This window comes from Mesorhizobium sp. M0060 (genome assembly GCF_040323155.1).
GTDB lineage: Bacteria > Pseudomonadota > Alphaproteobacteria > Rhizobiales > Rhizobiaceae > Mesorhizobium.
This window is the reverse complement of sequence record NZ_JAMYUP010000003.1, coordinates 39,671-64,983: the sequence shown is the minus strand read 5'-3', so window position 1 is coordinate 64,983 and position 25,313 is coordinate 39,671. Positions and strand designations below refer to the sequence as shown.

General features: G+C 62.0%; 27 protein-coding genes, 1 pseudogene and 1 riboswitch. Of the genes and pseudogenes, 19 read left to right on the top strand and 9 right to left on the bottom strand.

Annotation, left to right across the window (positions count from 1 at the left end):
* Window positions 1-75: 75 nt before the first annotated feature.
* The 3 genes from clpS to NKJ94_RS04255 all read right to left on the bottom strand — a co-directional run bounded on the left by clpS (window position 76) and on the right by NKJ94_RS04255 (window position 1,232).
* On the bottom strand, window positions 76-381 hold the full coding sequence (gene clpS / locus NKJ94_RS04265) for an ATP-dependent Clp protease adapter ClpS (protein ID WP_352523136.1): 306 nt from the start codon (window positions 379-381) through the stop codon (window positions 76-78).
* A 253-nt stretch (window positions 382-634) separates the two neighbouring features.
* Window positions 635-850, bottom strand: a complete 216-nt coding sequence (locus NKJ94_RS04260; protein WP_352523135.1) for a hypothetical protein — start codon at window positions 848-850, stop codon at window positions 635-637.
* A 37-nt stretch (window positions 851-887) separates the two neighbouring features.
* Window positions 888-1,232, bottom strand: coding sequence for a hypothetical protein (locus NKJ94_RS04255; protein WP_352523395.1), 345 nt, complete (start codon window positions 1,230-1,232; stop codon window positions 888-890).
* Window positions 1,233-1,469: 237 nt separating this feature from the next.
* On the opposite strand from NKJ94_RS04255, the gene NKJ94_RS04250 reads away from it, so the two are divergent.
* Together NKJ94_RS04250 and NKJ94_RS04245 are read left to right on the top strand one after the other, a co-directional pair.
* Window positions 1,470-2,186, top strand: a complete 717-nt coding sequence (locus tag NKJ94_RS04250) for a response regulator (RefSeq protein ID WP_352523134.1) — start codon at window positions 1,470-1,472, stop codon at window positions 2,184-2,186.
* Entirely contained in the window at window positions 2,183-3,592 is a 1,410-nt protein-coding gene (locus NKJ94_RS04245; protein WP_352523133.1) for an ATP-binding protein, read from the top strand. Before NKJ94_RS04250 ends, NKJ94_RS04245 begins: the two co-directional genes overlap by 4 nt.
* A 211-nt stretch (window positions 3,593-3,803) precedes the next feature.
* Here the strand turns inward: NKJ94_RS04245 and choV are convergent, their stop codons facing one another.
* The 4 genes from choV to NKJ94_RS04225 all read right to left on the bottom strand — a co-directional run bounded on the left by choV (window position 3,804) and on the right by NKJ94_RS04225 (window position 7,038).
* Window positions 3,804-4,985: a choline ABC transporter ATP-binding protein gene (gene choV / locus NKJ94_RS04240; protein ID WP_352523132.1), complete on the bottom strand. Its 1,182-nt coding sequence runs from the start codon at window positions 4,983-4,985 to the stop codon at window positions 3,804-3,806.
* On the bottom strand, window positions 4,982-5,836 hold the full coding sequence (gene choW / locus NKJ94_RS04235) for a choline ABC transporter permease subunit (protein WP_352523131.1): 855 nt from the start codon (window positions 5,834-5,836) through the stop codon (window positions 4,982-4,984). The genes choV and choW overlap by 4 nt, the downstream gene beginning before the upstream one ends.
* A 122-nt stretch (window positions 5,837-5,958) precedes the next feature.
* Window positions 5,959-6,894 (bottom strand): choline ABC transporter substrate-binding protein, encoded by a 936-nt coding sequence (gene choX / locus NKJ94_RS04230; protein WP_352523130.1) that lies wholly within the window; start codon window positions 6,892-6,894, stop codon window positions 5,959-5,961.
* A gap of 15 nt (window positions 6,895-6,909) precedes the next feature.
* Window positions 6,910-7,038 (bottom strand): hypothetical protein, encoded by a 129-nt coding sequence (locus NKJ94_RS04225; RefSeq protein WP_352523129.1) that lies wholly within the window; start codon window positions 7,036-7,038, stop codon window positions 6,910-6,912.
* Between the two features lie 93 nt (window positions 7,039-7,131).
* On the opposite strand from NKJ94_RS04225, the gene NKJ94_RS04220 reads away from it, so the two are divergent.
* From NKJ94_RS04220 to NKJ94_RS04180, 9 genes are all read left to right on the top strand, one after another.
* On the top strand, window positions 7,132-7,743 hold the full coding sequence (locus NKJ94_RS04220; RefSeq protein ID WP_352523128.1) for a thymidine kinase: 612 nt from the start codon (window positions 7,132-7,134) through the stop codon (window positions 7,741-7,743).
* A 126-nt stretch (window positions 7,744-7,869) separates the two neighbouring features.
* Complete coding sequence (locus NKJ94_RS04215) at window positions 7,870-8,259, top strand: c-type cytochrome (RefSeq protein WP_352523127.1); 390 nt, start codon at window positions 7,870-7,872, stop codon at window positions 8,257-8,259.
* A gap of 215 nt (window positions 8,260-8,474) precedes the next feature.
* Window positions 8,475-9,563: a hypothetical protein gene (locus NKJ94_RS04210; protein WP_352523126.1), complete on the top strand. Its 1,089-nt coding sequence runs from the start codon at window positions 8,475-8,477 to the stop codon at window positions 9,561-9,563.
* Between the two features lie 35 nt (window positions 9,564-9,598).
* A complete protein-coding gene (locus NKJ94_RS04205) occupies window positions 9,599-10,744 on the top strand; it encodes a hypothetical protein (protein WP_352523125.1) in 1,146 nt (381 codons plus the stop codon).
* Window positions 10,745-10,768: 24 nt separating this feature from the next.
* Window positions 10,769-12,679, top strand: coding sequence for an AAA family ATPase (locus NKJ94_RS04200; RefSeq protein ID WP_352523124.1), 1,911 nt, complete (start codon window positions 10,769-10,771; stop codon window positions 12,677-12,679).
* Window positions 12,680-12,812: 133 nt separating this feature from the next.
* The gene (locus tag NKJ94_RS04195) at window positions 12,813-13,229 is read left to right on the top strand and encodes an endonuclease domain-containing protein (RefSeq protein WP_352523394.1); all 417 of its coding nucleotides are present in this window, start codon (window positions 12,813-12,815) and stop codon (window positions 13,227-13,229) included.
* A gap of 109 nt (window positions 13,230-13,338) precedes the next feature.
* Entirely contained in the window at window positions 13,339-14,643 is a 1,305-nt protein-coding gene (locus NKJ94_RS04190; protein WP_352523123.1) for a DUF6638 family protein, read from the top strand.
* A gap of 14 nt (window positions 14,644-14,657) precedes the next feature.
* Window positions 14,658-15,782, top strand: coding sequence for a DUF2333 family protein (locus NKJ94_RS04185; RefSeq protein ID WP_352523122.1), 1,125 nt, complete (start codon window positions 14,658-14,660; stop codon window positions 15,780-15,782).
* 306 nt (window positions 15,783-16,088) lie between these two features.
* On the top strand, window positions 16,089-17,768 hold the full coding sequence (locus NKJ94_RS04180; protein WP_352523121.1) for a formate--tetrahydrofolate ligase: 1,680 nt from the start codon (window positions 16,089-16,091) through the stop codon (window positions 17,766-17,768).
* Between the two features lie 72 nt (window positions 17,769-17,840).
* Here the strand turns inward: NKJ94_RS04180 and NKJ94_RS04175 are convergent, their stop codons facing one another.
* Window positions 17,841-18,488: a cysteine hydrolase family protein gene (locus tag NKJ94_RS04175; protein ID WP_352523120.1), complete on the bottom strand. Its 648-nt coding sequence runs from the start codon at window positions 18,486-18,488 to the stop codon at window positions 17,841-17,843.
* A gap of 126 nt (window positions 18,489-18,614) precedes the next feature.
* Between NKJ94_RS04175 and NKJ94_RS04170 the strand changes: the two genes are divergently transcribed.
* The 3 genes from NKJ94_RS04170 to NKJ94_RS04160 all read left to right on the top strand — a co-directional run bounded on the left by NKJ94_RS04170 (window position 18,615) and on the right by NKJ94_RS04160 (window position 20,967).
* A complete protein-coding gene (locus NKJ94_RS04170; RefSeq protein WP_352523119.1) occupies window positions 18,615-19,604 on the top strand; it encodes a helix-turn-helix domain-containing protein in 990 nt (329 codons plus the stop codon).
* 371 nt (window positions 19,605-19,975) lie between these two features.
* Window positions 19,976-20,461, top strand: coding sequence for a type II RES/Xre toxin-antitoxin system antitoxin (gene parS / locus NKJ94_RS04165; RefSeq protein ID WP_352523118.1), 486 nt, complete (start codon window positions 19,976-19,978; stop codon window positions 20,459-20,461).
* Window positions 20,458-20,967, top strand: a complete 510-nt coding sequence (locus NKJ94_RS04160; protein WP_352523117.1) for an RES family NAD+ phosphorylase — start codon at window positions 20,458-20,460, stop codon at window positions 20,965-20,967. The genes parS and NKJ94_RS04160 overlap by 4 nt, the downstream gene beginning before the upstream one ends.
* Window positions 20,968-21,024: 57 nt before the next feature.
* Here the strand turns inward: NKJ94_RS04160 and NKJ94_RS04155 are convergent, their stop codons facing one another.
* Window positions 21,025-21,582 (bottom strand): sugar O-acetyltransferase, encoded by a 558-nt coding sequence (locus tag NKJ94_RS04155; RefSeq protein WP_352523116.1) that lies wholly within the window; start codon window positions 21,580-21,582, stop codon window positions 21,025-21,027.
* A 119-nt stretch (window positions 21,583-21,701) separates the two neighbouring features.
* A riboswitch (Fluoride riboswitch) is annotated at window positions 21,702-21,762 on the top strand.
* Between the two features lie 76 nt (window positions 21,763-21,838).
* Between NKJ94_RS04155 and NKJ94_RS04150 the strand changes: the two genes are divergently transcribed.
* The 5 genes and pseudogenes from NKJ94_RS04150 to NKJ94_RS04130 all read left to right on the top strand — a co-directional run bounded on the left by NKJ94_RS04150 (window position 21,839) and on the right by NKJ94_RS04130 (window position 25,191).
* A complete protein-coding gene (locus NKJ94_RS04150) occupies window positions 21,839-22,588 on the top strand; it encodes a COG4280 domain-containing protein (RefSeq protein ID WP_352523115.1) in 750 nt (249 codons plus the stop codon).
* Window positions 22,585-22,800: a hypothetical protein gene (locus NKJ94_RS04145; protein ID WP_352523114.1), complete on the top strand. Its 216-nt coding sequence runs from the start codon at window positions 22,585-22,587 to the stop codon at window positions 22,798-22,800. Before NKJ94_RS04150 ends, NKJ94_RS04145 begins: the two co-directional genes overlap by 4 nt.
* A pseudogene (gene crcB / locus NKJ94_RS04140) lies at window positions 22,797-23,170 on the top strand (fluoride efflux transporter CrcB). Before NKJ94_RS04145 ends, crcB begins: the two are co-directional and overlap by 4 nt.
* Before the next feature lie 186 nt (window positions 23,171-23,356).
* Window positions 23,357-23,818: a DUF4126 domain-containing protein gene (locus tag NKJ94_RS04135; protein ID WP_352523113.1), complete on the top strand. Its 462-nt coding sequence runs from the start codon at window positions 23,357-23,359 to the stop codon at window positions 23,816-23,818.
* Complete coding sequence (locus tag NKJ94_RS04130) at window positions 23,815-25,191, top strand: FAD-containing oxidoreductase (protein ID WP_352523112.1); 1,377 nt, start codon at window positions 23,815-23,817, stop codon at window positions 25,189-25,191. Before NKJ94_RS04135 ends, NKJ94_RS04130 begins: the two co-directional genes overlap by 4 nt.
* Window positions 25,192-25,313 lie beyond the last annotated feature (122 nt).

The following is a 25,313-nucleotide window of genomic DNA, read 5'->3' as shown; positions in this document are numbered from 1 at the left end:
TCGAGCACCCTCATCCGACCGAGCTTCGCTCGGCCACCTTCTCCCACAAGGGGAGAAGGAAGAAAGCGAACCGCTCTACTCCTCCGGCTCCGTCGTGAACATCAGCGGGTAGCCCTTGGCCTTGCCGGCATCGGTTGCCCGCGCCGCCTTGGTCTCTGCGACATCCCTGGTGAAGACGGCGACGACGCAGACGCCGCGCCGGTGCGCGGTGATCATTACCCTATGCGCCTGGTCTTCACTGAGCTTGAACTCGGCCTTCAGCACCGTCACGACGAACTCGCGCGGTGTGAAATCGTCATTGACCAGGATCACCTTGTAGAGCTTCGGCCGTTCGACCTTCGGCTTCGTGCTGGTACCGGGTTTTGTCGTGATTTCAGGCATCGGACCAGCAATTGCATGCGACAGCTTTGCGGTCATTTTGGCATGGGCAACAGCGGTCGTCCATTCAACCGCACGCGATCGGTTTCCCGGCCGTGCAGTTCACAAGTCCGTGCCTATGTGGGAACTGCCGGCTGGCGTTCAACGGGCGAGTGGGCCGGGAACGCCGTACTGTCTCGCACGCAACAAAAAGACGACCGCTCCAGGCAAATCGCAACTGGAGCGGTCTTCTCTTGGGGTAAAAGATGTCGCTTGATCAGGCCTTCGGAGCTGCCTTGACCGCGTGCTTCTTGTGCTTCTTGACGGTCTTCTTGGCAGCGACCTTCTTCACGGCCTTGGCCGGCGCAGTCGTCGTTGTGGTCGTCGCAGCCGGGGTGGTGGTAGCAGCATTGGCGCTGCTGGCGCCGAGAACCGGCATCGAGAAGGCCAGCGCGATGGCGAGACCGAGGGCGGAGAGGAGGGACTTTTTCATGGCTTCACTTCCTTTTTTGTGCAGATCGGATTGAGTGTCACTGAACGGGATCGATCGGTGTCACTCCAAGCAGCTTCAAAGCGTTCGCGAGCGTCCGGATTCCCTGTGCCTGTTTCTTGTTGGCGCAGAACCGGTTTCCCTTTCTTTGAAGTGCTTTCGCCGCGGTGACCTGCGTTGCCGCGGCATGGGTTTCGAGGGCTTCGTCAAACTGGCGGTTCAGATCGATGCAACGCTCGCTGCGGGTGGTCGCCACCTTTGCATCGGCCGCCTTTGCATTGGCCACCTTCGCATCGGCCAGCTTTGCATCGGCTTGTTCGACCGCGGCCGTGACGAGCGAAATGGAAAGCAACGCACCCATCAGACTGATCGAGAACCTTTGCATTGGTCTGTCCGTAATCCCGTAACGCGTGTCGCAGCCGATGATCTGACCGCCACGGCACCACTTATGCCTTTGATTTTTTTCGGCAGTTTTTCCGGATTGTAGAATTTTGTTTCTGGATTGTTTCTGGGCAGCCCGGATCGAGCCACCGATCTCCACTGGCCAACTTATGGCCTGAATTCTATCGTCTGGCTGACGGCCGAAGCACGGCTTGGGCGATCCACAAATGACAGGTTCCTTGTGAAATCCGACCCCCACATACTGATCGTCGACGACGACAAGGGCATTCGCGACCTGCTTCAGGAGTTTTTCCAGAAGCGGGGGCTGCACACGCTGGTTGCCGCCGACGGCATCGAGATGGAAACCATCCTGCGCCGCGCCCAGGTCGATCTTATCGTTCTGGACGTCATGCTGCCCGGCAAGAGCGGGCTGGAACTCTGCCGCGAGCTGCGCACCAATTATTCCACGCCGATCATCATGCTGACCGCGGTCACCGAGACCACCGACCGCGTGGTTGGCCTGGAGATGGGCGCCGACGACTACGTGCCGAAACCCTTCGATCCGCGCGAGCTGCTCGCACGCATCCGTGCCGTCTTGAGACGCAATGGCGCCGCCGAGCCGCGACGCGCCGCCTCGCGGCAGATCTACCATTTCGCCGGCTGGACGATGGACTGTTCGCGCCGCCGGCTGATGGCGCCCGGCGATGTCAGGATCGAGCTGACGATGGCCGAGTTCAATCTCCTGCAGACCTTCGTCAAGAGCGCGCAGCGCGTACTGAGCCGCGAGCAGCTGATCGAGCTGTCCGGCGGCGACAGCGGCTACAGCTTCGACCGCAGCGTCGACATTCTGGTCAGCCGGCTGCGGCGCAAGATGGAGGACGACCCGAAAACGCCGAAGTTGATCCTGACTGTGCGCAGCGGCGGCTATCAGTTCCTGCCTGAGACGACCTCCGAATGAGACGCATCCTGCCGCAAACGCTGCCGGTCTGGGTGCTGCTCATCGTCATCGCCGGCCTGCTGATCAGCCAGATCGCGACCCTCTACATCGTTTCGCGCGACCGTGCCGCCGCCAATGACGTCGTCGATCTCTACCGGCTGAACGACCGCGCCTTCTCGCTGGTACAGCTGATGCATGACGCCACCCCCGAACAGCGCAAGGCGACGGCCTCCGGCCTGTTCAACGCCACTTACGCGCTCACCGTCTCCGGCACGCCCGCTGTTACTTCGTCGATAGCCGGCGACGACGAGCTGGCCGAATTGGAGGACATATTGGTCGGCCGGCTATCGAAGTTCGGCATCACCGACGCGCGGGTCCGCCGCGATCCGGCAACGCACGAAGCCGACGCTCCCGGTGGGACGGTCGCCGGCCCCGATATCGGCCAGGTCGAGCGCGACCTGCTGGTGCTGGCGGCCGATTTCGCCCAGAGCGACAAGCTGACCGCTTCGCTTCGCTTTGCCGACGGCCAATGGCTGAACTTCACCGAGCCGAACACACCGGCCGGACCGATACTGAGCTTCGATAGCCTGCCGCTCTATGCCTTGATCGCCGGGCTGGTGGTGGCTTCCTCGATCTGGTCGCTGCGCCGGCTGACGGCGCCCTACCGGATGATGGAGACCGCGGTGAAGCGGATCGGCGAGGACGTGAAAAGCCCGCCGATCGCCGAGAGCGGCAGCCGCGAGGTGCGTACCGCGGCAAAGGCGGTCAATGCCATGCAGGCGAGGCTGCGCGCCTACGTCGAGGACCGCGAGCATCTTGCGGCCGCACTGGCGCACGACCTGCGCACGCCGCTGACCAGGATGCGGCTGCGCCTCGAACTGCTGAGGAATTCGTCCGTCCGCGCCGCACTGGCGCACGACCTCGCCGACATCGAAGGCATTGCCAGCTCGGTCATCGACTTCGCCACCTTCGAAGTGACCGAGGAAAAGAGCGAGAGGATCGATTTCTGGTCGCTGGTGGAATCGATCGCCGACGGCTTCGACGAGGTCTCCTTCGACAATGACGACGCGCGCTCGCGCGGCCTGATCTGCATGGCGCGGCCGGTCGCGCTCCGGCGCTGCGTCACCAACCTCGTCCAGAACGCCGTGACCTATGGCAAGAGGGCGCATCTCAGCCTGCGTCAATCAGGCAAGACAATCACGCTGGCGATCCATGACGAAGGGCCGGGCATACCGCAAGCCGAGCTCGACGCCGTGTTCGGCTCGTTCGTGCGCCTGGAACAGTCGCGCAACCGTCAGACCGGCGGCCTCGGCCTCGGCCTGACCATAGCCCGCAACATCGCCCGCGCCGCCGGCGGTGAAGTCAGCCTGTCCAACCATCCCGATGGCGGCCTGTTGACGGAACTGAGATTGCCGCTGGCGGTTTAGCTTGCGGTATCGGGCTAAGCCGGCGTTCCTTCGCGCCCCCCCTCTGCCCTGCCGGGCATCTCCCCCACGTGGGGGAGATTGGCAGTTTCGCTGACGGCGACTTTTCTTTGAAGTTTGGAGTGGCGAAACCGGCCATGACAGCCAATTTCCTCCTTGTGGGGAGATGTCCGGCAGGACAGAGGCGGACGCGACCAAGCTCGGCCTTGTTTTTCTAGCGCCGCAACACTGCGCTCAGAACGTCCCTGACGCCGATCGCGCCGACGAAGCGCGACTGGTCGTCGAACAGCGCAACGGGTGCGGTCTGCGAACGGTGCATGGCCAGCATCACGGTCTTCAGCGAAGTGCCGGGATTGGCCCAGAACACCTGCGCCGTCTCCTCCGGCTGGGCCTCGACATCGGCGCAGGAGACCCACACCGCCGGCTTGCCGTCGCGCTCGGCCGCTGCCACCAACCCATGCTCGTCGATCTTGAAGCGTGTCGTCTTGCGCCGATCGAGCCACACCCAGCCGTCCTCTCCGTGCTCGAGGTCGCGACGGTCGCGCATGACGTTCCAGGCGGTCAGCACCGAAAGCGGGTTCACATTGGCGATGAAGTCGCGGACATAGTCGTTGGCAGGCCGCAGCACGATGTCTTCCGGCGCACCGGTCTGCACGATGCGCCCGCCCTCCATGATGGTGATGTGAGTGCCGATCTTCAGCGCCTCCTCGAGATCGTGGCTGACGAAGATGATGGTCTTCTTCAGCTCGGCCTGAAGCTGCAGCAGCTCGTCCTGCAGCTTGGTCCGGATCAGCGGATCGAGTGCCGAGAACGGCTCGTCCATCAACAGGATCGGCGCCTCGGTGGCGAAGGCGCGCGCCAGGCCGACGCGCTGCTGCATGCCGCCGGAAAGCTCATGCGCGTATTTCTTCGACCACTGGTCGAGATGAACCAGCTTCAGCTGTTTGGTCACCCGCTTCTTGCGCTCGGCTTCAGGCACGCCGGCGAGCTCGAGGCCGAGGCCGACATTTTCCTCCACTGTGCGCCACGGCAGCAGGCCGAACTGCTGAAACACCATCGCCACCTGTTTCTGCCGCAACCGCCGAAGCGTCGCCTCGTCGCAGGTGACAACGTCGACCGTGCCGTCGCCGTCCTTGACCAGCACCTGGCCGCGCGAGACCACGTTCAGCCGGTTGACGGCTCTGAGCAGCGTCGATTTGCCGGAGCCGGAAAGCCCCATCAGCACCGAGATCTCACCCTCATGCACGGTGAGGCTGGCGCCGGCGCAGCCCAGCACGTTGCCGGTCTGTTCGAGGATCTCGGCGCGAGTGGCGCCGCTGTCGATCAGCGCCAGCGAGCCTGCCTGGTCGGCGCCGAAGACGATGTCGACATTTCTGAAATCGACGGCGACGGTCATTTCTTGCCTCCCACGCCGATGCGCGTCATTCGGTCGAGCACGATGGCGAGCACGACGATGGCCAGCCCTGCCTCAAGCCCGAGGTCGATTTTCCTGGAACCCAACGCGCGGTTGATCTCGGTGCCGAGGCCGCCGGCGCCGATGAGAGCGGCGAACACCACCATCGACAGCGACAGCATGATCGACTGGGTCAAGCCGGCCATGATGGTGGGCAGCGCCGAAGGCAATTCGACCTTCCACAGCAGTTGGCGCCTGGTGGCACCGAAGGCCTCGCCGGCCTCGATGATCGATTTCGGCACCGAGGTGACGCCGAGATGGGTGAGACGGACCGAGGTCGGGATGACGAAGATGATGGTGACGATGAGGCCGGGAGCGTTGCCGAGCCCGAACAATGTCAGCACCGGGATCAGGTAGACGAAGGTCGGTAGCGTCTGCATCAGGTCGAGCACCGGCAGCATGATGCGGTAGACCTTCGGCTTGTGCGCGGCCCAGATGCCGAGCGGCACGCCGATGGCCATCGAGGTGGCGGCGGCGGCAACCACCAGCACCAGCGTCTCCACCGTCTGCTTCCACAGGTTCTGGTTGAGGATGAACAGCAGTCCGAGGAAGACGGCCAATGCCAGCCCCTTCGAACGCTGCAGGGCATAGGCGAGCAATGCGATCAGCGCGATGAGCAGGACGGGCGGCAACAGAAGAAGTCCGTCGACCATCCCGTCGAGCAGGAAATTTAGACCATTGGAAAAGGCCCTCAGGACGGTGTTGAAATTGTCGGTGAGGAAGGTGAAGAAGGCCTTTCCCCAAGCGCCTACGGGGATCTTGTAGCTGACCAGGAATTTTGAAATCGGATCCATCTTCCCCTCTTCTGTCGGCGCGCCATCCTAGCCGGACGGTCATCTTGTCACAGCACATGAAAAAGGGCAGCCTTTTAAGATGGCTGCCCTTCTTGGTTGGTTACCTTGAATTCAAAGCCGGCTCAGCTCCCGAGCGCAGTTTTGACGGCTGCCGCGGCGTCGCCGCCATCGAAAGTGGTCACGCCGGCAATCCAGGGCGTGACCGCGTCCGGGTGCTTCTTCAGCCAGTCGCCCGCTGCCGTGTTGGCATCGGCGCCCTTGATGATTGCGTCCATTATCTCGCCTTCCATGTCCAGATTGAACTTCAGATTGGCGATGAAGTTTCCGGCATTCGGGCACTCGGTGGTGTAGCCCTTGCGCACGTTAGTATGCACGGTGGCGGCGCCGAAGCCGCTGTCGCCCATGCCGCCGAGATATGTGATCTTCATGGCGCCCATCACCGGATGCGGCGTCCAGCCGAGGAAGGCGATCCATTCGTTGTTTTTCATCGCCTGGTCGGCTTGGGTAAGCATGCCAGCTTCCGAGGATTCAACCAACTCAAACCCTGCGAGATTGTCTTCCGGCTTGGCGATCATATCGAGGATGATCTTGTTTCCGTCATTGCCGGCTTCGATGCCGTAGATCTTGCCGTCGAACTTGTCCTTGAATTTGCCGAGGTCGGTCAGCGTCTTGACGCCGGCATCCGCGACATAGGTCGGCACCACTAGGCCATAGCCGGCTCCCGCCAAATTCTCGCTGATGGTCTCGACAGATCCGTCAGCGGTGAATGGCTGGATGATGCTGGCCATCGACGGCATCCAGTTGCCGAGGAAAACATCGACGTCTTTGTTCTTGAGCGATTCGTAGGTTACCGGCACGCCAAGCTGGATGACCTTCGGCTCATAACCAAGTGCGGTGAGCAGCACCGAGGCTATGCCGGTTGTCGCCTGGATGTCGGTCCAGCCGACATCGGACATGCGCACCGTCTTGCAGCTTTCCGCATCGCCGGCGAAGGCCCCAGTCGTGGATAGAAAAGCCGCCAGGCCGAGACCGGCGACGAATGAATTCATGCGCGACATAGAAATTCTCCCATTTCAGTTCTCGGTGAAGCGAAGTGGCGGTTTTATCTCCACCTTTGTTCCGTCAGCCAAACACCATTCTGCTGCGGTTTCAAGCACTAAGGCAATCACGAACAACGGCGCAGGCTGGCCGATCAGCGACACGCCCGCCGCTTTACGGATGGAAGTCGTCTTTTCCCGGTGGAATGTAGGCGCTCCCCCTCCCCGCTTTATTGCAACTCGGCTTAAAAGGACGGCATGGCCAAGCTGTACTTCCATTATGCGACGATGAATGCCGGCAAGACGACGATGCTGTTGCAGGCCTCGTACAATTACCGCGAGCGCGGCATGACGACGATGCTGTTCATCGCCGGCCACTACCGCAAGGGCGATACCGGGCTGATCTCGTCGCGCATCGGCCTGGAGACGGAGGCCGAGATGTTCCGCGACGGCGACGATCTGTTTGCCCGGGTCGCCGAGCATCACGACCACGCCACGGTGCATTGCGTCTTCGTCGACGAGGCGCAGTTCCTCGAAGAGGATCAGGTCTGGCAACTCGCCCGCATCGCCGACCGGCTGAACATCCCGGTCATGTGCTATGGCCTGCGCACCGATTTCCAGGGCAAGCTGTTTTCCGGCTCGCGCGCCCTGCTGGCGATATCAGACGACCTGCGCGAGGTGCGCACCATCTGCCGTTGCGGCCGCAAGGCGACGATGGTGGTCCGCCTCGGCGCCGACGGCAAGGTGGCGAAACAGGGCGAACAGGTGACGATCGGCAAGGACGTCTATGTCTCACTCTGCCGCCGCCATTGGGAAGAGGAAATGGGCCGCGCCATGCCCGACGATTTCATCGGCTTCATCAAAACCTGACCAGCGCGTTGCTTCCATCCGACCGCCCAGCCGACATTCGTTCGGCAATCGCGCCATCGTGCGGCGCTTGTTAAGGCCTGCTTCCTATTTTCAAAACCTCTCAGCCAGAGCCGTCGGGGAGTTCCCATGCTTCGAGCCATCTCATCTGCAACTGCTTTCCTCATCGTCGGCGCTCTTGCCGCGCATGCCGACGGCGATGCCGCTCTCGGCAAGAAGGTCTTCAACAGATGCATGGCCTGTCACGAGGCAACGAGCGACCGCGACAAGGTCGGCCCGCATCTGCTGGGTGTCGTCGGCCGCACCGCCGGCACCGCGGACAGTTATCTCAGCCGCTACTCGCAGGGGATGAAGGACGCCGGCGCCGCCGGCCTGGTCTGGGACGAAATAAACCTTGCCGAATACCTGCGCGCGCCGCGGCAGAAGGTCCCCGGCAATAAAATGGCCTTCTCCGGCCTGACCAGCGACGACGACATCGCCAATGTCATCGCCTACCTCAAGGCCGATCCCAAGCCCTGAGCGTCGCTCCCGACCTAAAGTCCAGCCGCGGTTGAAGCGGTGTCTGACCGGACGGCAGTTACACCGTAATCATTGCCTGACTATCCTGCGGTCGGCCTCCTGAAATTCTTTTGTTTTCCTGTAATCCCATGTCTTCCGTCTTTCATTCGCCAAACGCGGCACATATATTCGCGGCGGTTTGCGAAACGAAACCGATGCCGAAGCGGGAGGCCCCAATGGCGACATTGCAGAATTTCGATGCCGAGATTGCCAAGACCAAGCAGGTCGTGCAGGACATGCGCACCAAGATCGAGCAGTCCGGTACTGTGCTCGAGACGCTCGCCACCGCCGACAAGAAGATCGGCGACGCCAATTTCGACATCGAGAATGCCCGCATTGAGGATGTGCTGAAGCAGCAGAAGGTGATGGAAGGCAATATCGCCGACCTGATCATCGGCCTCGAGGACGCCACCAACGTCTTCGGCGCCGAATTCGAGAGCATGAAGAACTACACCGGCTGGGAGAACTTCGTCGGCGTCTTCTCCAGCCAGCGCAAGCAGCGCATGCGCACCGACCGCGTCCGCAACATGTCGCTGGCCGGCAATTTGCAGGAGCTGCTGGCGAAATCGGACACCATCGTCGGCATTCTCAAGGCGCAGAAGCAGGTTCTCGATACGCGCTACAAGACCTCCGAAGCCAGCCTGTCGCAGGTGATCGAGCGCCGCAAGACCACGATGACCAACCTCGAGACCGTGCAGAAGCGCATCGAGCAGCTCAACCCGATGCTGCTTGACATCGAGAACAAGATCGCCGCCTCGACCAGCCAGAAGGAGCGCACGCAGCTTGAAGGCGAGCGCTCGAAACTGGCCACGGAATACAACGAGAAGCAGGCCAAGGAGCAAGAATTGCTCGCCGAAAGCCAGACGCTGGAGCGCTACACCTCGATGTTCCAGACGTTCGTCGATTCGCTCAACAACCAGATCGCGGCGCAGTCGACGCTGATCAACAAGCTGACCATCGATACCGAGCAGCGCATCGTGCTGTACAAGGCGCTCGAAGATTCGCTGAAGACCGCCGCCCAGCAGGATGTCGCCCACAAGATCAACACGCTGGGCAGCCAGGTCGACAACACCGCCGAAGAGACCATGGCCGGCATTGGTGCTGCCTCGCAGAAGCACATTGGCGATCTGCTTGAAATGCACGAGAAGAACATGGTCGCCACCGCCGACATCCAGCGCCGCAAGAAGCTCGCCGACGATGCCTTCGCCCGCCGCTTCGACGATGTGATGAAGAAGCACAATTCGGCAAATTACGTGCAGTCGTAATTGCTGCACGTGCACTGCTCCCAAGGGCTGGCAGCATGACTCCCGAAAACGAAGCGGCGGCGCGCTATTTCTCAGCGATCGCGGCGGCACTTGGCGGCCTCGAAGTGTTCATGCGCGACGATCGCTCGCCGCTCTACCGGCATGGCATCGTCGCCAAGGTCGTCGCCGAATATATTGCGCGGCTCGACAAGTCGTTCTCATGCTGGCGCAATCGGCTGGGTTTTGCCGAGACGTTCCGCATCTCGCGCGCCGAGAGCGGCTTTCCGGTCTTCCAGAACCTGCTGGAGTTGGAAAACGACCGCCTCCAGGCCGACAGCCGTCTCGCCGTCATCCCGTTGGCCAGCGAGTTGCGCGAGGAAATGGCCGACTTCATCCTGCGCCACAAGGAATTCCCCGAAGCGTTGCAGAAGTCGATGGCCGAGCGGCTTTATCTCGAAGACGTCAAGAGCGGGACCACCTTCGGCCCGTTCACGCTGGCGCAGACGGCTAAGGTTTCAGTCAATCCGAAGACATTGCGGCCCTATTATCTGGTCCACTGGGCCTGCTTCGACGGCAGCGCCAACCTGCCGCTGGTCTACATGGCGACGGTCGAGGATTCCTCCGACGACATGATCCGGCAGCTGGTCGACAGCAGCGGCAAGCTTAATGAGAGGGTCGACATTCCGCTGCCGGTCGACGGGCTGCTCAATCCCGAGCTCGCCCACCGTTTCGACGATTTCACCGAGAAGAATTCCGCCTACACGCTGTCGCCGGCGACGATCGCGGTCAACCTCGACAAGGATTTCGAGTCGCTGCATCCCAAGCAGCTGCGTCGCGTTGTGCTCGGCCCGTTTTATTCTGCAGGGATTACCGACAACAATTCGACGGTGAGCGAAGTCCTGGCCAAGGTGCGCAAGCCGGAAAACGCCTGGCTGCTGACCTGGACCATCCAGGAGGTCTTTTCCAAGGCCGAGAAGCCCGGCCGTAAGGGGCTGTTTTCGAGCGAGAAGACAACGCAGGAATTCTTCATCAATACCGACGATCTCGAGGCCGCACGCCAGGGCGTGTCGAGCTATGAGAATCACGCGCTGATCCCGCACGAGGCCTATCAGGCGCTTTACGCCGCCGGCGAGGCGCAGAAGATCTTTTCGGGCTACAAGGTCCACATCCTGTCCAAAGGGCAGGTCATCAGCGACGTCTGACCGTCAAATCGCGGAGCTCCCCTTATGGACACCGGCCTGACCACGATCTCCGAAGCGGCAATCGAGAAGCACCGCGCCACGGCGCAGAGCTTCATCACCCGCATTGTCGTGCTGGAAGACCCGTCGCGCGAATCCGGCACCGCGCTCGCCGGCACCAACCGCCGCTTCGTCTCGACCGTTTCGGTCGGCTCGGTTCGTCGCACCCGCGAAGTCGAGCTCGCCAAAACCGTCGCCGCCGTCCATCCCAACGACCAATTGCTGACCATCCCGCAGCACACGCTGTTATTTCGCGCCCGGCGTGGGCTGGCGATTGCGCTGGCCATATCCGATGTCTTTGCCGAAGGCTCGGACCTCGAAAGCCTGCAGGCGAAAAACACCCGCGCGCCGCTCGAAGGCGAGGAAGCCGCCACTTTCAAGAAGCTGCTGTCGGCCTCTGCCTACATCTCCGCCTTCAGCCTCGCCTCCTATCTGTTCCAGCTGATCGACAGCGACGGCGAGGCGCCGAACGACACGCCCGAGCCGGACTTTTTGTTCGACACGCCGCAGGATGCGGTGAAGTCGATCGTGGCCGGCCTCGACAGGGCGATATCAGGCTCAAAGGACGACGCCGACCTGATGACCCGTGCCCGCGCCTTCGCCCGCGCTGCCATCGACGGGCTGCTGGCGCGAAAGGGCCGCTTCGACGGCATCGGCCCGTTCGAGAACGCCCATATCCGCATCGACGTCGACGATTTTACCCTTGATGGTTTCGACGTCGCCCCCGGCAAGCGGGCAAAGCCGCTGGTGATGACGTTCAAAAAACCGGAAGAGGTCGTCGGCAACCACATCGCCAAATACCAGTCGGTCAAGCTGGCCAAGATGCTGATGGCCTACGACTTCGAGCGCGAGCTGAACCCCTTCGTCGAGCTTGGCGGCTTCCTGTTCACCTTCATCGGCGACGGCGCGCCCGGCACCGGCAAGACGACGCTGATCCAGATGATCGCGGGCCTGCTCAACGGCTACTGCCAGGTCGCCGGCTATCCCTTTGCTTACGAGAATTTCGGTGTCGACCAGATCTCCTCCTACCAGGGCAAGTCCGGCCAGAATTGCCGCCAGTTTATCAACAATGTGCTGAACCCGCGCGTCATCGGCTTCGGCACCATCGACGATATCGACCAGGTGGCGGCACGCCGGTCCGACGATCGCGCCTCGGCCGGCCAGCAGGAAATCACCGGTGTCTTGATGGACGCGTTTGCCGGCGCGGCCACCGTCGTGCGCGGCAATTGCTCGTTCGGCATGTTTTCCAACTATCCCGAGAACGTCGACGACGCGTTGCGCCAGCGCGCCGGCGCCCGCTGGCTGGTCGACGGCCCGCAGAGCCGCGACGATTATATCGACATCTTCGTTCTGCTCGCCGGCAAGAACCACAAGATCCCGCTCGGCGACCACAAGCTCTATGCCGCTCAGGAAATCCAGCGCGCGGTGATGGAGGCCTATGAGGAGCATGAGAAGCCGCAGGAAGACGGGTTGATGAAGGTCTATGAGCGCTACATGAAGGAGAACGGCGCGCCGAAGTCGATGGCCGATATCGGCACCTATCTGCACTTGATCAAGGATGCCGAGCCGCGTTTCACCGGACGCGCCATCAAGAACGTCACCGATGCGATCAAGATGCGCGCCATGGACATCGAATTGCCCGACGAGTGGTTCGAAAAGCCGGAAGCCTTCATGCACAAGGGTTACGACGACAAGAGAGCGATGATCGAGGAACTGCGCGGGCCGTTCTCGATGGACATGGTCATGCAGGAGATCAACCGCTACGCGGATTCCGAATTCCGCTATTCCGACAAATCCGACGATGCGGCGGTGACCAAGCTGATCCGCGACACCCGCCTGCGCGACCGTGCGGTCCGCGAGATCGAGGAGATGAAGAAGAAGGGGCTGTGGAATGGGTGAGGTTCTTCCTTCTCCCCGGATGCCACTGGTGCAATGGATAAGCTCGCACAGCAACGCTGAAAGACCTGGCCCAGACGCTGACGCCCCCTCTCCCCGTTCTTCACGGGGAGAGGGTAAGGGTGAGGGGCAGCGCATGCGTGGGCCAGAAATCGAGACGACCAAGCGAGCAAGGCGCCTGCGTCAATCCGACAATGATGCGGAAACCGCGCTCTGGATGGAACTGCGCGACCGCAGGCTGAACGGCTATAAATTCGTGCGGCAGTTCCCGATAGGGTCTTACTTTGCCGACTTCGCCTGGAGAGACTGTCAGCTTGTCGTCGAAGTCGATGGAAGTCAGCATATCGGCAGCAAATATGATCGAGCCCGAGATCGCTTCATCGTCTCGAATGGCTGGTCCATCCTGCGCTTTTGGAACGTCGATGTATTGAAGGACCGGGAAGAAGTGCTTGAAACAGTGTTGGCTGCGATCGAAGGACGCCTCGAACGCCATATCGAAACGCATGATCTTCGATTTGTCGCCGCCAAAGGCTATGGAGAGACATGTCCTTGACCGTTCGCGCCGCCCCTCACCCTTACCCTCTCCCCGTTCTTCACGGGGAGAGGGGGGCGTCAGCGTTGGCGCTTCGTCCTTCGGCTGAAATTCCTTCGGTGCCGTCAACATGACCCCCACCAAGAAACCCGATCTGCTGCGCGACAACGAGCTGATCTACGGCCGGCTGCTGACGGTCGACGAGCCGCATCTCATCCAGCGCTATAACAAGGCGATGGTCGCCTTCGGCCTGAAGCCGACCAAGCTGAAAAGCTTCGAGATCGACCGCACCGGCTTCTCGCCGCAGGTCGCCGAGGAATGCGGCGACTACAGCTATCTCGATCCCAACGAGGTCAACCGCCGCTTCATCATCCTGACGCCGTCGCAGATCGACCTGCCGGTGGTGCACACGGCATTCTCCAACACCTCGCTGCTGATGTTCGAATTCATGTCGAAGAACCAGCGCGCCATCGATGCACTGACGATCAAGGACGTCATCTACGGCGAGATCGAGGATTCGGTCCCCAAGGTCGACGACATCGAGGATCTGCTGTCGATCAACCAGGTTGAGTTCAAGGTGTTGTCGGCCGAGGACGTGCTGGGCAAGGCCGCCGAACTCGGCAAGCTGGTCGACCGGCTGAAGCAGGAACCGGATGCCTGGCGCGACAACGCCATGCTGGCCCGCATGGTCGAGCTTGCGAAGGTCTGCGGCGACATCCGCGAGAACGCGCTTGTGCCGGACCAGGTGATCTTCCGCCACAATGCCTATTGGACCAGCCATTTCGGCGGGCTCTATGTGTTCGTCGATCCGGACGTGACGACGGTGATCAGCGACCCGTCAGCGCCCGGCTTCCGCCGCTCGCGGCCATGGCAGGTGAGCTACCTCTCGATCCACGACGCCGACAAGGTTTTCAAGTTCCTCGCCTCGACCGGCCGCATCGAGCTGCCGCGCGCCTCATGGATCGAAACCTCAGGCTATCTCGAACATCGCGCCGAAATGGTGGTGCGCGCGCTGATCCGCGACACCGAGCCCGACCGCAATCTGACCGACGTCGACAAGGTCTGGCTGCAGACCTGGATCCACGGCCATGCCGATCTGATCACCAAGGACAGCAATTTTCCTTTCCTCAACGCCGCCAAGCGCGAGATCGCCCAGCTCGGCCATCTCAAGATCGAGGATGTGTTCCCGCAGCAGCGCTTCCTGGTGATCCGCGCCAAACCGGACCATCCCGACGCCTGGCTGACCAACCAGCTGATCTCTGATTTCGTGCCGCAGGACTTCGTCTCGCGTTACGTCTTCAACAAGCCGGGCTTCTACAGGGATTATGACGGCTTCAGCGATGCCTGGCGATCGCATGTTGTGGACGTTCTGAAAACCACATATTTGAAGGACAAGGTGGCGTTTCGCACACGCCTTTACGGCTTGACTGACTGAGGGGTGACATCGCCATGCTTGATCCGATCGTGAATTTCTTCACCCGGATTTTCCAGTGGATTGGCCGCGGCATCGGCCTGCTCATCGGTGCGATCCTGTGGCCGTTCCTGTGGGCGGGGCGCTGGTACACGCAACGCGGCTGGATCCTGAAGGCGGTGCTCGGCCTGGCTGTGCTCGTGTTGATCGGCCTCTATGTCAATTTCTTCTACGCCACCCAGTGGTGGAACAATTTCGACCCGAATTACGTGGACAAATACACCTTCGAAAAACGCAACAGCTCCGCCGGTGAACAGCTTTCCGCCGGTGCCGGCACCGATACGGCCAAGACCTGCGGAAACTCAGGCATTGCCCAGGTGGCGGCCGACCTGACCGACTTCAACGTCAACCAGAATGCCTGGGTGTCGTCGATGATCCTCTACAAACTCGGCCTGTTCGGCATCGACTGGGACCACACGCCGTTCATGGACAACAAGGCCTCGTTCCAGCGCGGCATCAACCAGGCGGTGCGGCGCACGGCCACCGAGCTCGCCGATAATCTCGGCCGTGTCCGCACCACTTCGCAGATCGACGCCGACCTGCAGGATGCCCGCGGCAATCTGCAGTTCGACGAGGAAACCTGGTACTTCGGCTTGAACCCGTTCGGTCCCAAGACACCGACGCCGAGCTACTATCGCGACGCGGTGCGCAAGCTGCGTTCCTTCAACGCCCGGCTGGCAGCCTGCCAGGCGACGTTCGACGCCCGCGCCGACAATCTCAAGCAGTATATCGACCGCATCTCGTCCGACATCGGCTCGACCTCGGCGATCCTCAAGGAGCGCGCCGAAAACCACAATAATGGCTGGTTCGACACCCGCGCCGACGACCGCTTCTGGTTCGCCTATGGCCAGCTCTATGCCTATTACGGGCTGATGAAGGGCGCGCAGGCCGATTTCGAGGACGTCATCAAGGAAAAGCACCTGCAGAACCTGTGGGACACCATGGACTCCCAGTTCGTCTCGGCGCTGCGCATCCAGCCCTTCATCATCGCCAATGGCCGCGAGGACGGCTGGCTGTTGCCAACGCATCTGACGACGATGGGCTTTTACGTGCTCAGAGTGCGCTCGAACATGGTCGAGATCAGCAACGTGCTGACGCAGTAGCGAATCGTTCCGCACAGCCGGCGCTGGTGAATTTGCGCCGTTGCTTCTGTCGTTTTTCGCGTATTACGCGGCTGTTTTGAGACGGCGGAACGGCGCCTGCTCTGGCTTCTATACGGCGCGGCAACCGGCGCGAAAAGAACCTGTAGCAGGGCACCCGGCTGCGGAAATATTTTCTTCGTAGGAAACATAGTTGCATGAAAGTTGACGCCGCGGCAGGGACAAGGGTAGAACATGCCCGCGCCTGCAGTGCCGAGCTGTTCTTGCGACCACACTAGTCAAATCCGTCCAATCCAGAGGGAAGCCGTCATGGCCGAAGTGAAGTCCGACATCGAGATCGCGCGCGGCGCCAGGAAGAAGCAGATCCAGGAGATCGGCCAGAAGATCGGCATTCCGAGTGAGCATCTGCTGCCCTACGGCCACGACAAGGCGAAGATCTCGGCCGAGTTCATCAAATCGGTGAAGGGCAACAAGGACGGCAAGCTGATCCTCGTCACCGCCATCAACCCGACGCCGGCCGGCGAAGGCAAGACGACGACGACGGTGGGCCTCGGTGACGGTCTCAACCGCATTGGCAAAAAGGCCATCGTCTGCATCCGCGAAGCCTCGCTCGGACCGAATTTCGGCGTCAAGGGCGGCGCCGCCGGCGGCGGCTATGCACAGGTGGTGCCGATGGAGGACATGAACCTCCACTTCACCGGCGATTTCCATGCCATCACCACCGCGCATAATCTGCTGTCCGCGCTGATCGACAATCACATCTACTGGGGCAACGAGCTCGGCATCGATACCCGCCGCGTCGTCTGGCGCCGCGTCATGGACATGAACGACCGGGCGCTGCGCGAGATCATCTGTTCGCTCGGCGGCGTCGCCAACGGCTTCCCGCGCGAAGCCGGTTTCGACATCACCGTCGCCTCGGAAGTAATGGCTATCCTGTGTCTCTCGACCGATCTGAAGGATCTCGAAAAGCGCCTCGGCGACATCATCATCGCCTATCGCCGCGACAAGTCGCCGGTCTATGCCCGCGACCTCAAGGCCGACGGCGCCATGGCCGTGCTCTTGAAGGACGCCATGCAGCCCAACCTCGTGCAGACGCTGGAGAACAACCCGGCCTTCGTCCATGGCGGCCCCTTTGCCAACATCGCGCATGGCTGCAACTCCGTCGTCGCCACCACGACGGCGCTGAAGCTTGCCGACTATGTCGTTACCGAAGCCGGTTTCGGCGCCGATCTTGGTGCCGAGAAATTCTTCGACATCAAATGCCGCAAAGCCGGTCTGAAGCCAGCGGCGGCGGTCATCGTTGCGACGGTTCGCGCCATGAAGATGAACGGCGGCGTCAAGAAGGAAGATCTCGGCAAGGAGAACGTCGAGGCGGTCAAGAAGGGCTGCGCCAATCTCGGCCGCCACATCGAGAACATCCGCCAGTTCGGCGTGCCGGCCGTGGTCGCCATCAACCATTTCTATTCCGACACCGATGCCGAAATCCAGGCGATGAAGGCCTATGTCGCCTCGATGGGCGAAGAGGCGATCCTGTGCAAGCACTGGGCTCAGGGATCGGCCGGCATCGAGGAACTCGCCAACAAGGTCGTGGCGCTGGCCGAATCCGGTGCATCGCAATTTGCCCCGCTCTATCCCGACGCCATGCCGCTGTTCGAGAAGATCAACACCATCGTCCAGCGCATCTATCGCGGTTCCGAAGCGATCGCCGACAAATCGGTGCGCGACCAGCTCCACGCCTGGGAGCACGCCGGCTACGGCCACCTGCCGGTCTGCATGGCCAAGACGCAATATTCCTTCTCGACCGACCCGAATCTGCGTGGCGCGCCGACCGGCCACACCGTGCCGGTGCGCGAAGTCCGGCTGTCTGCCGGCGCCGGCTTCGTCGTCATCATCTGCGGCGAGGTCATGACCATGCCCGGCCTGCCCAAAGCGCCGTCCTCGGAAAAGATTTTCCTGAACGAAATGGGCCAGATCGAAGGCCTGTTCTAAGGATAATCAACGCTCGAACGGCAAAGGGCGCCGCAACGCTGCAGCGCCCTTCTGCCTGTTCGCAATAGTCTCCTACGCCGCGCTTCGCGCCAGTGCGCGCTGGTTGGAGGCATAGGGTGTATCGTGCTTCGGCACCGCGCCGGTCTTCAGGCAGTCGATCCATTCGGCTGTCTTGAGAACGGCCGCGAAGCGCGACTGCAGGACGATCGTCACGACGCGGTGGATTTCCTCCGCCGAGGCGTAGCCGGCGCTGTTGGCGTAGGGCAACGACCCCGTTGCGTCCGCCAGGAACTCCACCTCAAAACCCATATGCACGGCGTGGATGACCGTCGACAGATCGCAATTATGCGTCATGTAGCCGACGACTGTGATCGTATCGATAGCGTTGGCGCGCAGCCACTCCTCGAGATCCGTGCCGGTGAAGGCGCTCGGCAAGTTCTTTTCGATGTAGTGGTCGCGGCTTCGCCTGGCGATTTCCGGGTGCAACTCGGCGCCATGGCTGCCCTTGGCGAAGACCGGTGAGGTTTCCGGTGCCAACTGCTTGATAACCACCACCTTGACGCCTGCCTCGGTGGCCGCGTCCATCGCTCGCGCTACATTGACGACGCTCTCGCGGAACGGCGGATGCTGGATGGCGAGGTTGCCGCCGTCATAATCGTTCTGAACGTCGATGACGATGAGGGCGCGGCGTGGAGCTTTGCCTTTGGCTGGTTCCAACATGGGTTTTCCTTTCTCGTTGGCATTGATGGGTGAAGGATAAGCTCGGCGCAGGATCGCAAAAAGTGTCCCGATTGACATTGTTCGAAAGAATTAGGACAATCGGGTCCTATTCCTGTTGGTGCTTCCATGACCGATCCTGTCGTCGCCGCCATCGCCTTCGATGGCATCAGCCCGTTTCATCTCTCCGTGCCATGCCTCGTGTTCGGCGCGGACCGCACGTCGCTCGGCCTGCCGCGATTCGACTTCCGGGTCTGCGCGATTGAGGACGGGCCGATCCGCACCGATGCCGGACTGACCATCAGCGTCCCGCATGGGCTTTCCGCGCTCGATGACGCCGACATCGTCATCGTGCCGAGTTGGAAGGATCTCGGGATCTCACCGCCGACGACACTGATTGAGGCGTTGCTTGGCGCGCACGAGCGCGGCGCGCTGATCGTCGGGCTGTGCCTTGGCACGTTTGCTGTCGCGGCAACCGGACTGCTTACGGGGCGGCGAGCAGCGACGCACTGGGCCTACGCGGATCAGCTGCAGGCACTCTATCCCGACATTCTCGTCGAACCGGAAGTGCTCTACATTGACAATGGCGATGTCGTGACATCCGCCGGCGTCGCCGCCGGGCTCGACTGCTGCCTGCACGTCGTACGGGCTCGTTATGGCGCGGAGGCAGCGCTTCGCCTCGCCCGGCAGATCGTGCTTTCTCCGCATCGGCAGGGCGGGCAGGCGCAATTCATAGAACGCCCCATCGCCAGGACCGACAATGCGGACCGCTTCACCCAGGCTCTCGAAACGGTGCGCAAAACCCTGGGTGATCCGCACGGTCTGGACAGCGTTGCCGGTCTCGCCGGCCTTACCCGCCGGACGTTCACGCGCCGCTTCCAAAAAACGATCGGCACCAGTTTCGGCGACTGGCTGACCGACCAGCGCGTCCAGCTGGCGCAGCGGCTGCTGGAAGCAACGGAAAAATCGATGGACACGATTGCCTTCGAGGCCGGCTTCGGCAGCGCCACCTCGCTGCGCCAGCATTTCGCGGCGCGGCTCAGGACCTCGCCCGTGCAGTACCGGCGCGAGTTCTCGAAGAGCGCTGAGGGCGAGCGCGTGGCGCACACGCCAAGGTGAGATTTGACTGGCGCCGGCTCTCGATCCCAGGCAATCGCTTCAAGTTTGCACTGCCCCTCATTGCCCTACCGGGCATTTCTCCCCGTATAGTGACGGGGAGAAAGACGCCTTCGCGAACGATTTCGCCAATCTCCAGCGTTGCAGGAAGGGTGCGGAGGTCGCGGCCGGCCCCTTCTCCCCGTCACTTTACGGGGAGAAGATGCCGGCAGGCAGATGAGGGGCGGCGCCGACGTCGAATTGCCATCTAGCCCGAGTTGTAGGCTATCTTTTCTCTTGAAGGGATTGCTTTGCCTCGATCCTGCCCGTCATTGAAATAGTTCGCGTCACGTGTCATATATGAAAGCGACAGATGACGCAAAGAGGCAACCCCCATGGCAATGGCATTGGAGAAGGCCGCTGCAAAGGCAGGCGGCAGCGACCTGCAGAAGGTGGCCAGGCTGCTCGGCGGCGCCCGCATTCTGTCACGACAGCTCGGCAGCGCTTTGGATGCCCATGAGTTGCTTCTGCACGGCCTGCCGGCTTCGGCGCTGGACCATCTCATTGGGCAACTCGTCTTCATCCAGAAGACCGATTCGCTCGAGAAGGCGGTCGGCATGAGCCTGCGCACCTATCAGCGCCGCAAGGATGTCCCCTCCAAGCCTCTCAATCAGGATCAGAGCGGACGAACCTGGAAGTTCGCGGAGATCCTGTCGAAAGCGACCGACGTGTTCGGTTCGCAGGCGGAAGCTGAGCAATGGCTGGAGCGCCCGGCGATCGGGCTCGACCAGCGCCGCCCAATCGATCTCCTGGCGACGCCGGCGGGTGTCGAGCTTGTAGAAGACTATCTCGAGCGGCTTGAATATGGCGTCTATGCATGACGCCCCTGCCGGCAGCGCTTGGTGGCTCCGATCTCATCGGATGGCGCCTCGATCAGGCCGCGTTTGCGTCTACATGGGACAGCGGCGAGGGCGCATACAGGGTCGGCGGACGCTGGAACAGCAAGGGCGTGCGCGCGGTCTACTGCTCGATCGATCCTTCGACTGCGATCTTAGAAGTTGCCGTCCATAAGGGCTTCAGGGCGCTCGACACGATAGCGCATGTTATGACGGCAGCGATCGTCAGCGATGTCACGGATGTGCATATCGTCGACCCCGCCGCCGTGCCCAACCCCAATTGGCTGCGCCCGGGCATTCCGAGCTCCGGGCAGCAGGCGTTCGGCGACGGTCTTCTACAACGACACCGGTTCGTGGTGATTCCGAGCGCCGTATCGCACTATAGCTGGAACCTGATCTTCGACGCGAGCGTCGCCAGAGGGGCATACGCCATGAAGATTCAGGAGGCGTTTGCGCTCGACACGCGATTGCATCCACCTCCGGCCAAGTGACACCAGCTGCTTTCCTATCGGGACGAGGACATGACCTCCTACCGGAGCAAAGGATGCTCAGCCGCGCCTGATTGGCCGCGCCGGATTGCCGACGACAGTAGTGTTCGCCGCCACATTGCGCGTCACCACCGCACCTGCGCCGACGATGGCGCCGTCGCCGATCCTGACTCCGCCGAGGATGATGGCATTGCCGCCGATCCAGGCGTGCTCGCCGATCTCGATCGGCCTGGCGATCTCCAGACCCGCCTGCCGCCCAGCCGCCTCCTTGTGGTGCTCGGCGCAGTAGATCTGCACATTGGGGCCAAGCAACGTGCCGCTGCCGATGCGGACTGACGCGGTATCGAGGACGGTGCAGCCGGCATTGAGGAAGACGCGGCCGCCGAGAAAGATGTTGAAGCCGTAGGCGCAGTGGAACGGCGCCTCGATCCGAGCGCCCGCGCCCGCAGCGCCGAGCAGCGTCCGCAAGGCAGGCCCGATATCGCCGCGCTGCCGGGGTGGCAGGCTGTTGTGCTCGAACACCGCGTCGCGTGCCGTGATCCGCAGCGTCTCCAGTTCCGGATCGAGGCAGCAATACCACTCGCCCGCCGCCATTTTCGCGCGTTCGCTTCCGGCCATGGCCGCCTCCAGTCTCCAGGAATCCGTCATTGGTTTCGCCGCGAGCGATGACCAGCACCTTTTTGTGAAGCATTTTGACGAACTGCAATTTTGACGAACTGCAAAGATGCACTAGGTTACAGGCCGATGGGGATGGAGTCCCCCAATAACCGCCGCAAGGCTGATGACTCCTACCGGGCGCTCTGCGTCGGTAGGAGCATGTCGAACCTCCCGACCTTCCAGAGCTGTGTGTTTCTTGAACCCTGGAAGGGGCTGGATGTTCACTTGGACAACCATTGCACCTGCGGTCAGTGCAGCTTTTCTCGCTTCACTTGTTGAAGTGGTCGAGGCATTCACAATCGTGCTAGCGGTCGGAGTGGTTCGAGGCTGGCGCCCTGCGGTCATTGGCGCCGGCGCCGCGCTGGCATTGCTTGCACTTCTTGTTCTAACGCTGGGGCCGCTGCTCGATCGCGTTCCCCTTCACGCATTGCAGTTAGTCATCGGCGTGCTGTTGCTTCTGTTCGGCCTCCGGTGGCTGCGCAAAGCTATTCTACGTGCCGCCGGCGTTCTCGCTCTCCATGATGAGGTGAAGGCGTTTGCTGAGGAGGAGGCTCAACTGCGCGAGGCAAGGCGCAGTCCGGAAGCCCATCTCGGCTGGCTTGCAGGAATGACGGCGTTCAAAGCCGTGGTTCTGGAGGGGCTGGAGGTGGTATTCATTGTCATCGCGGTCGGAGCAGGCCGAGGCCTCCTGTTGCCTGCGGCTATCGGTGCACTGGCTGCCTGCGTCCTAGTGTTGGCAATAGGCGTCGTTATTCATCGACCGCTCGCGCAAGTACCCGAAAACACCCTTAAGTTCGGTGTTGGCGTCATGCTTTCGGCATTTGGAGTATTCTGGACCGGCGAAGGTCTCGGCATTGATTGGCCGGGGCATGATCTTGCCATTCTTGCCTTTGTGGCAATCTTTCTGACCGTCGGGCTGCTTACGATCAAGCTGGTCGCCCGCCCGGCCGTGGCGAGGGTTTCATGAAAATGTTCATCCTGATCCTGCACGAACTGGTTGGCATGTTCATTGACGACGAGTTTCTAGCTTTTGCCGTGCTCGGGCTCGTTGCGGCTATGGCAGCGCTTGCGAAATGGACTGCCACGCCGCCGCTCGTCCTGGGGAGCGTGCTTTTGGGCGGGAGCGTCATCATAGTTGTCTGCAGTGCACTAATAGCCAGTCGAAAGCGCCGTCCGTGAATTATCTGATCGTCTTCTTCGGTGCCGGTTTAGGCGGCGCATTCCGTCTTGGCGTCAACACACCGACGTTGAAGCTTTTCGGCATGAGTTTCCCATTCGGGACGCTGGCCGTGAATGTGCTTGGTTTCTTCGCTATGGGTTCGATCGCAGAATACTGGGCCATCAAGGCTGGCTACCACAGGCAACGCGGCTGTTCGTGACGACGGGCGTGCTGGGAGGGTTCACAACCTTCTCGACATTTTCCCTCGACACCGTCCTCCTGGCGGAGCGCGGCGATGCTGCCTTGGCGATTCTGTACGTTGTCTCCTCCCTTGCCCTATCGATCGGCGGGTTGTTTGCTGGACTGTTAGCGGTGCGTCTGCTCGTCTGAGTGGCGATGCGTTGAATAGGCAAGCATGGCGCCCGAGTAATCGCGGCTGGTCCGGCGTTCACTGCCAAGTGAAGCTGCGCGAGGTGCCGAGTGATTCTGCGCTACACCACCTCTGGTCAAACGCCGATCCTATGCTAGCTTGCCCTCGCGGACCTGTCCCGGACCCGGTGATCGAGGGCATCAACCATGCTTTACGGGCTTACACTTCTGATCGGTGTCGTTGCCGGGCTGCGCGCCATGGCCGCACCCGCCGCTGTCGCCTGGGGCGCCTGGCTTGGCTGGTTGCCGGTCGCCGGCACCTGGGCGAGTTTCATGGGCCACTGGATCGCCGTCGGCATCTTCACCATCCTGGCCATCGCCGAACTGGTCACCGACCAACTGCCGTCGACGCCGAGCCGCAAGGTGCCGCAGCAATTCGGCGCGCGCGTCGTCTTGGGCGCTTTCACCGGCGCGGTGATCGGCGCGACCATCGGCGCCGCCATCGGCGGCCTGATCGCCGGCGCCATCGGCGCGGTGATCGGCACGCTGGGCGGCGCCGAGGCCCGTAAACGCCTGGCCGCTGCCTTCGGCAAGGATCCGCCCGCCGCCTTCATCGAGGACGCGGTGGCGATCGTCGGCGGCCTGTTGATCGTGGCGGCGGTGGCATGACGGCAAAGACATTCGACGCCATCATCATCGGCGCCGGCCAGGCCGGGCCGCCGCTTGCCGGCCGGCTGACCGCGGCCGGCATGAGCGTGGCATTGATCGAGCGAAAGCTGGTCGGCGGCACCTGCGTCAACACCGGCTGCATGCCGACCAAGGCGATGGTGGCGAGTGCCTACGCCGCGCACCTCGCCCGCCGCGCCGCCGATTACGGCGTAACGCTCTCCGGTCCGGTCGGCGTCGACTATCACGCGATTAAGGCGCGCAAGGACAAGGTATCGAACGATGCCCGCGGCAATCTCGAAAGCTGGATCGCCAGCATGGATAAATGCACGCTTTATCGCGGCCATGCGCGTTTTGAATCCGCCAACACGGTGCGCGTCGGCAACGACCTGCTGAGCGCCGAAAAGATATTCCTCAACACCGGCGGCCGCGCTTCGGTGCCGGACCTGCCCGGCGTCCACGATATTTCGTATTTGACTAATTCGTCGATGATGGATCTGGACGAGCTGCCGCGCCATCTCATCGTCGTTGGCGGCAGCTACGTCTCGCTCGAATTCGCGCAGATGTTCCGCCGTTTCGGTTCAGAGGTCACGGTGATCGAAAAGAGCCCGCGGCTGATCGGCCGCGAGGACGAGGACGTCTCGGACGCCATTCTGTCCATCCTCGAAAACGAAGCCATCACCGTCCATCTCGGCGCCGACGACATACGCTTTGTCAAACATGGCAACGAAATTGCCGTGACCTTTTCGGCCGGCAAGGCGGCTGCGGTCGGCTCGCATGTGCTGCTGGCGCTGGGCAGGACACCCAACACCGACGATCTCGGCCTCGACAAAGCCGGCGTCGAGCTCGACAAAAATGGCTTCATCGTCGTCGACGACCAGCTCCGCACCAGCGTTCTCGGCATCTGGGCGATGGGCGACTGCAACGGCAAGGGCGCCTTCACCCACACCTCCTACAACGACTACGAGATCGTCGCCGCCAACCTGCTCGACAACGATCCGCGCAAGGTCAGCGACCGCATCGAGGCCTATGCGCTCTATATCGACCCGCCGCTCGGCCGCTGCGGCATGACCGAAACCGCGGTACGAAAGTCCGGCCGCCGCGCCCTGGTCGGCCAGCGGCCGATGACCCGTGTCGGCCGCGCCGTCGAGAAAGGCGAGACCCAAGGCTTCATGAAGATCCTGGTCGATGCCGACAGCCAGGAAATCCTCGGCTGCGCGGTGCTCGGCCCGGGCGGCGACGAGGCGGTGCACTGCGTGCTCGACCTGATGTACGCCAAGGCACCGGTCAGCACGCTGGCGCGCGCCATGCACATCCATCCGAACGTCTCGGAGCTGCTGCCGACCATCGCCGGGGAATTGAAGCCGCTGGTGTAAGCCGGACGTATCTCGCGACCCTCGCGCATCCTGCCGAGCAGGCTCATTGCGCCCATAGCGCCGCTGGCTGGACCAATCGACAAGCGCGCCGGCGACGGGCATGCCTTCCGAACTCTTCACGG

Bases quoted from the DNA above. Each gene is read 5' to 3' on its own strand.
- NKJ94_RS04255 (WP_352523395.1), bottom strand. From the start codon at position 1,232: ATGCAAAGGTTCTCGATCAGTCTGATGGGTGCGTTGCTTTCCATTTCG.
- NKJ94_RS04135 (WP_352523113.1), top strand. From the start codon at position 23,357: ATGCTTTACGGGCTTACACTTCTGATCGGTGTCGTTGCCGGGCTGCGC.
- NKJ94_RS04185 (WP_352523122.1), top strand. From the start codon at position 14,658: ATGCTTGATCCGATCGTGAATTTCTTCACCCGGATTTTCCAGTGGATT.
- choW (WP_352523131.1), bottom strand. From the start codon at position 5,836: ATGGATCCGATTTCAAAATTCCTGGTCAGCTACAAGATCCCCGTAGGC.
- NKJ94_RS04195 (WP_352523394.1), top strand. From the start codon at position 12,813: ATGCGTGGGCCAGAAATCGAGACGACCAAGCGAGCAAGGCGCCTGCGT.
- NKJ94_RS04200 (WP_352523124.1), top strand. From the start codon at position 10,769: ATGGACACCGGCCTGACCACGATCTCCGAAGCGGCAATCGAGAAGCAC.
- NKJ94_RS04150 (WP_352523115.1), top strand. From the start codon at position 21,839: ATGTTCACTTGGACAACCATTGCACCTGCGGTCAGTGCAGCTTTTCTC.
- choV (WP_352523132.1), bottom strand. From the start codon at position 4,985: ATGACCGTCGCCGTCGATTTCAGAAATGTCGACATCGTCTTCGGCGCC.
- NKJ94_RS04160 (WP_352523117.1), top strand. From the start codon at position 20,458: ATGACGCCCCTGCCGGCAGCGCTTGGTGGCTCCGATCTCATCGGATGG.
- NKJ94_RS04260 (WP_352523135.1), bottom strand. From the start codon at position 850: ATGAAAAAGTCCCTCCTCTCCGCCCTCGGTCTCGCCATCGCGCTGGCC.
- NKJ94_RS04145 (WP_352523114.1), top strand. From the start codon at position 22,585: ATGAAAATGTTCATCCTGATCCTGCACGAACTGGTTGGCATGTTCATT.
- NKJ94_RS04155 (WP_352523116.1), bottom strand. From the start codon at position 21,582: ATGGCCGGAAGCGAACGCGCGAAAATGGCGGCGGGCGAGTGGTATTGC.
- NKJ94_RS04175 (WP_352523120.1), bottom strand. From the start codon at position 18,488: ATGTTGGAACCAGCCAAAGGCAAAGCTCCACGCCGCGCCCTCATCGTC.
- parS (WP_352523118.1), top strand. From the start codon at position 19,976: ATGGCAATGGCATTGGAGAAGGCCGCTGCAAAGGCAGGCGGCAGCGAC.
- NKJ94_RS04205 (WP_352523125.1), top strand. From the start codon at position 9,599: ATGACTCCCGAAAACGAAGCGGCGGCGCGCTATTTCTCAGCGATCGCG.
- NKJ94_RS04210 (WP_352523126.1), top strand. From the start codon at position 8,475: ATGGCGACATTGCAGAATTTCGATGCCGAGATTGCCAAGACCAAGCAG.
- NKJ94_RS04245 (WP_352523133.1), top strand. From the start codon at position 2,183: ATGAGACGCATCCTGCCGCAAACGCTGCCGGTCTGGGTGCTGCTCATC.
- NKJ94_RS04215 (WP_352523127.1), top strand. From the start codon at position 7,870: ATGCTTCGAGCCATCTCATCTGCAACTGCTTTCCTCATCGTCGGCGCT.
- NKJ94_RS04170 (WP_352523119.1), top strand. From the start codon at position 18,615: ATGACCGATCCTGTCGTCGCCGCCATCGCCTTCGATGGCATCAGCCCG.
- NKJ94_RS04190 (WP_352523123.1), top strand. From the start codon at position 13,339: ATGACCCCCACCAAGAAACCCGATCTGCTGCGCGACAACGAGCTGATC.
- clpS (WP_352523136.1), bottom strand. From the start codon at position 381: ATGCCTGAAATCACGACAAAACCCGGTACCAGCACGAAGCCGAAGGTC.
- NKJ94_RS04180 (WP_352523121.1), top strand. From the start codon at position 16,089: ATGGCCGAAGTGAAGTCCGACATCGAGATCGCGCGCGGCGCCAGGAAG.
- choX (WP_352523130.1), bottom strand. From the start codon at position 6,894: ATGTCGCGCATGAATTCATTCGTCGCCGGTCTCGGCCTGGCGGCTTTT.
- NKJ94_RS04220 (WP_352523128.1), top strand. From the start codon at position 7,132: ATGGCCAAGCTGTACTTCCATTATGCGACGATGAATGCCGGCAAGACG.
- NKJ94_RS04130 (WP_352523112.1), top strand. From the start codon at position 23,815: ATGACGGCAAAGACATTCGACGCCATCATCATCGGCGCCGGCCAGGCC.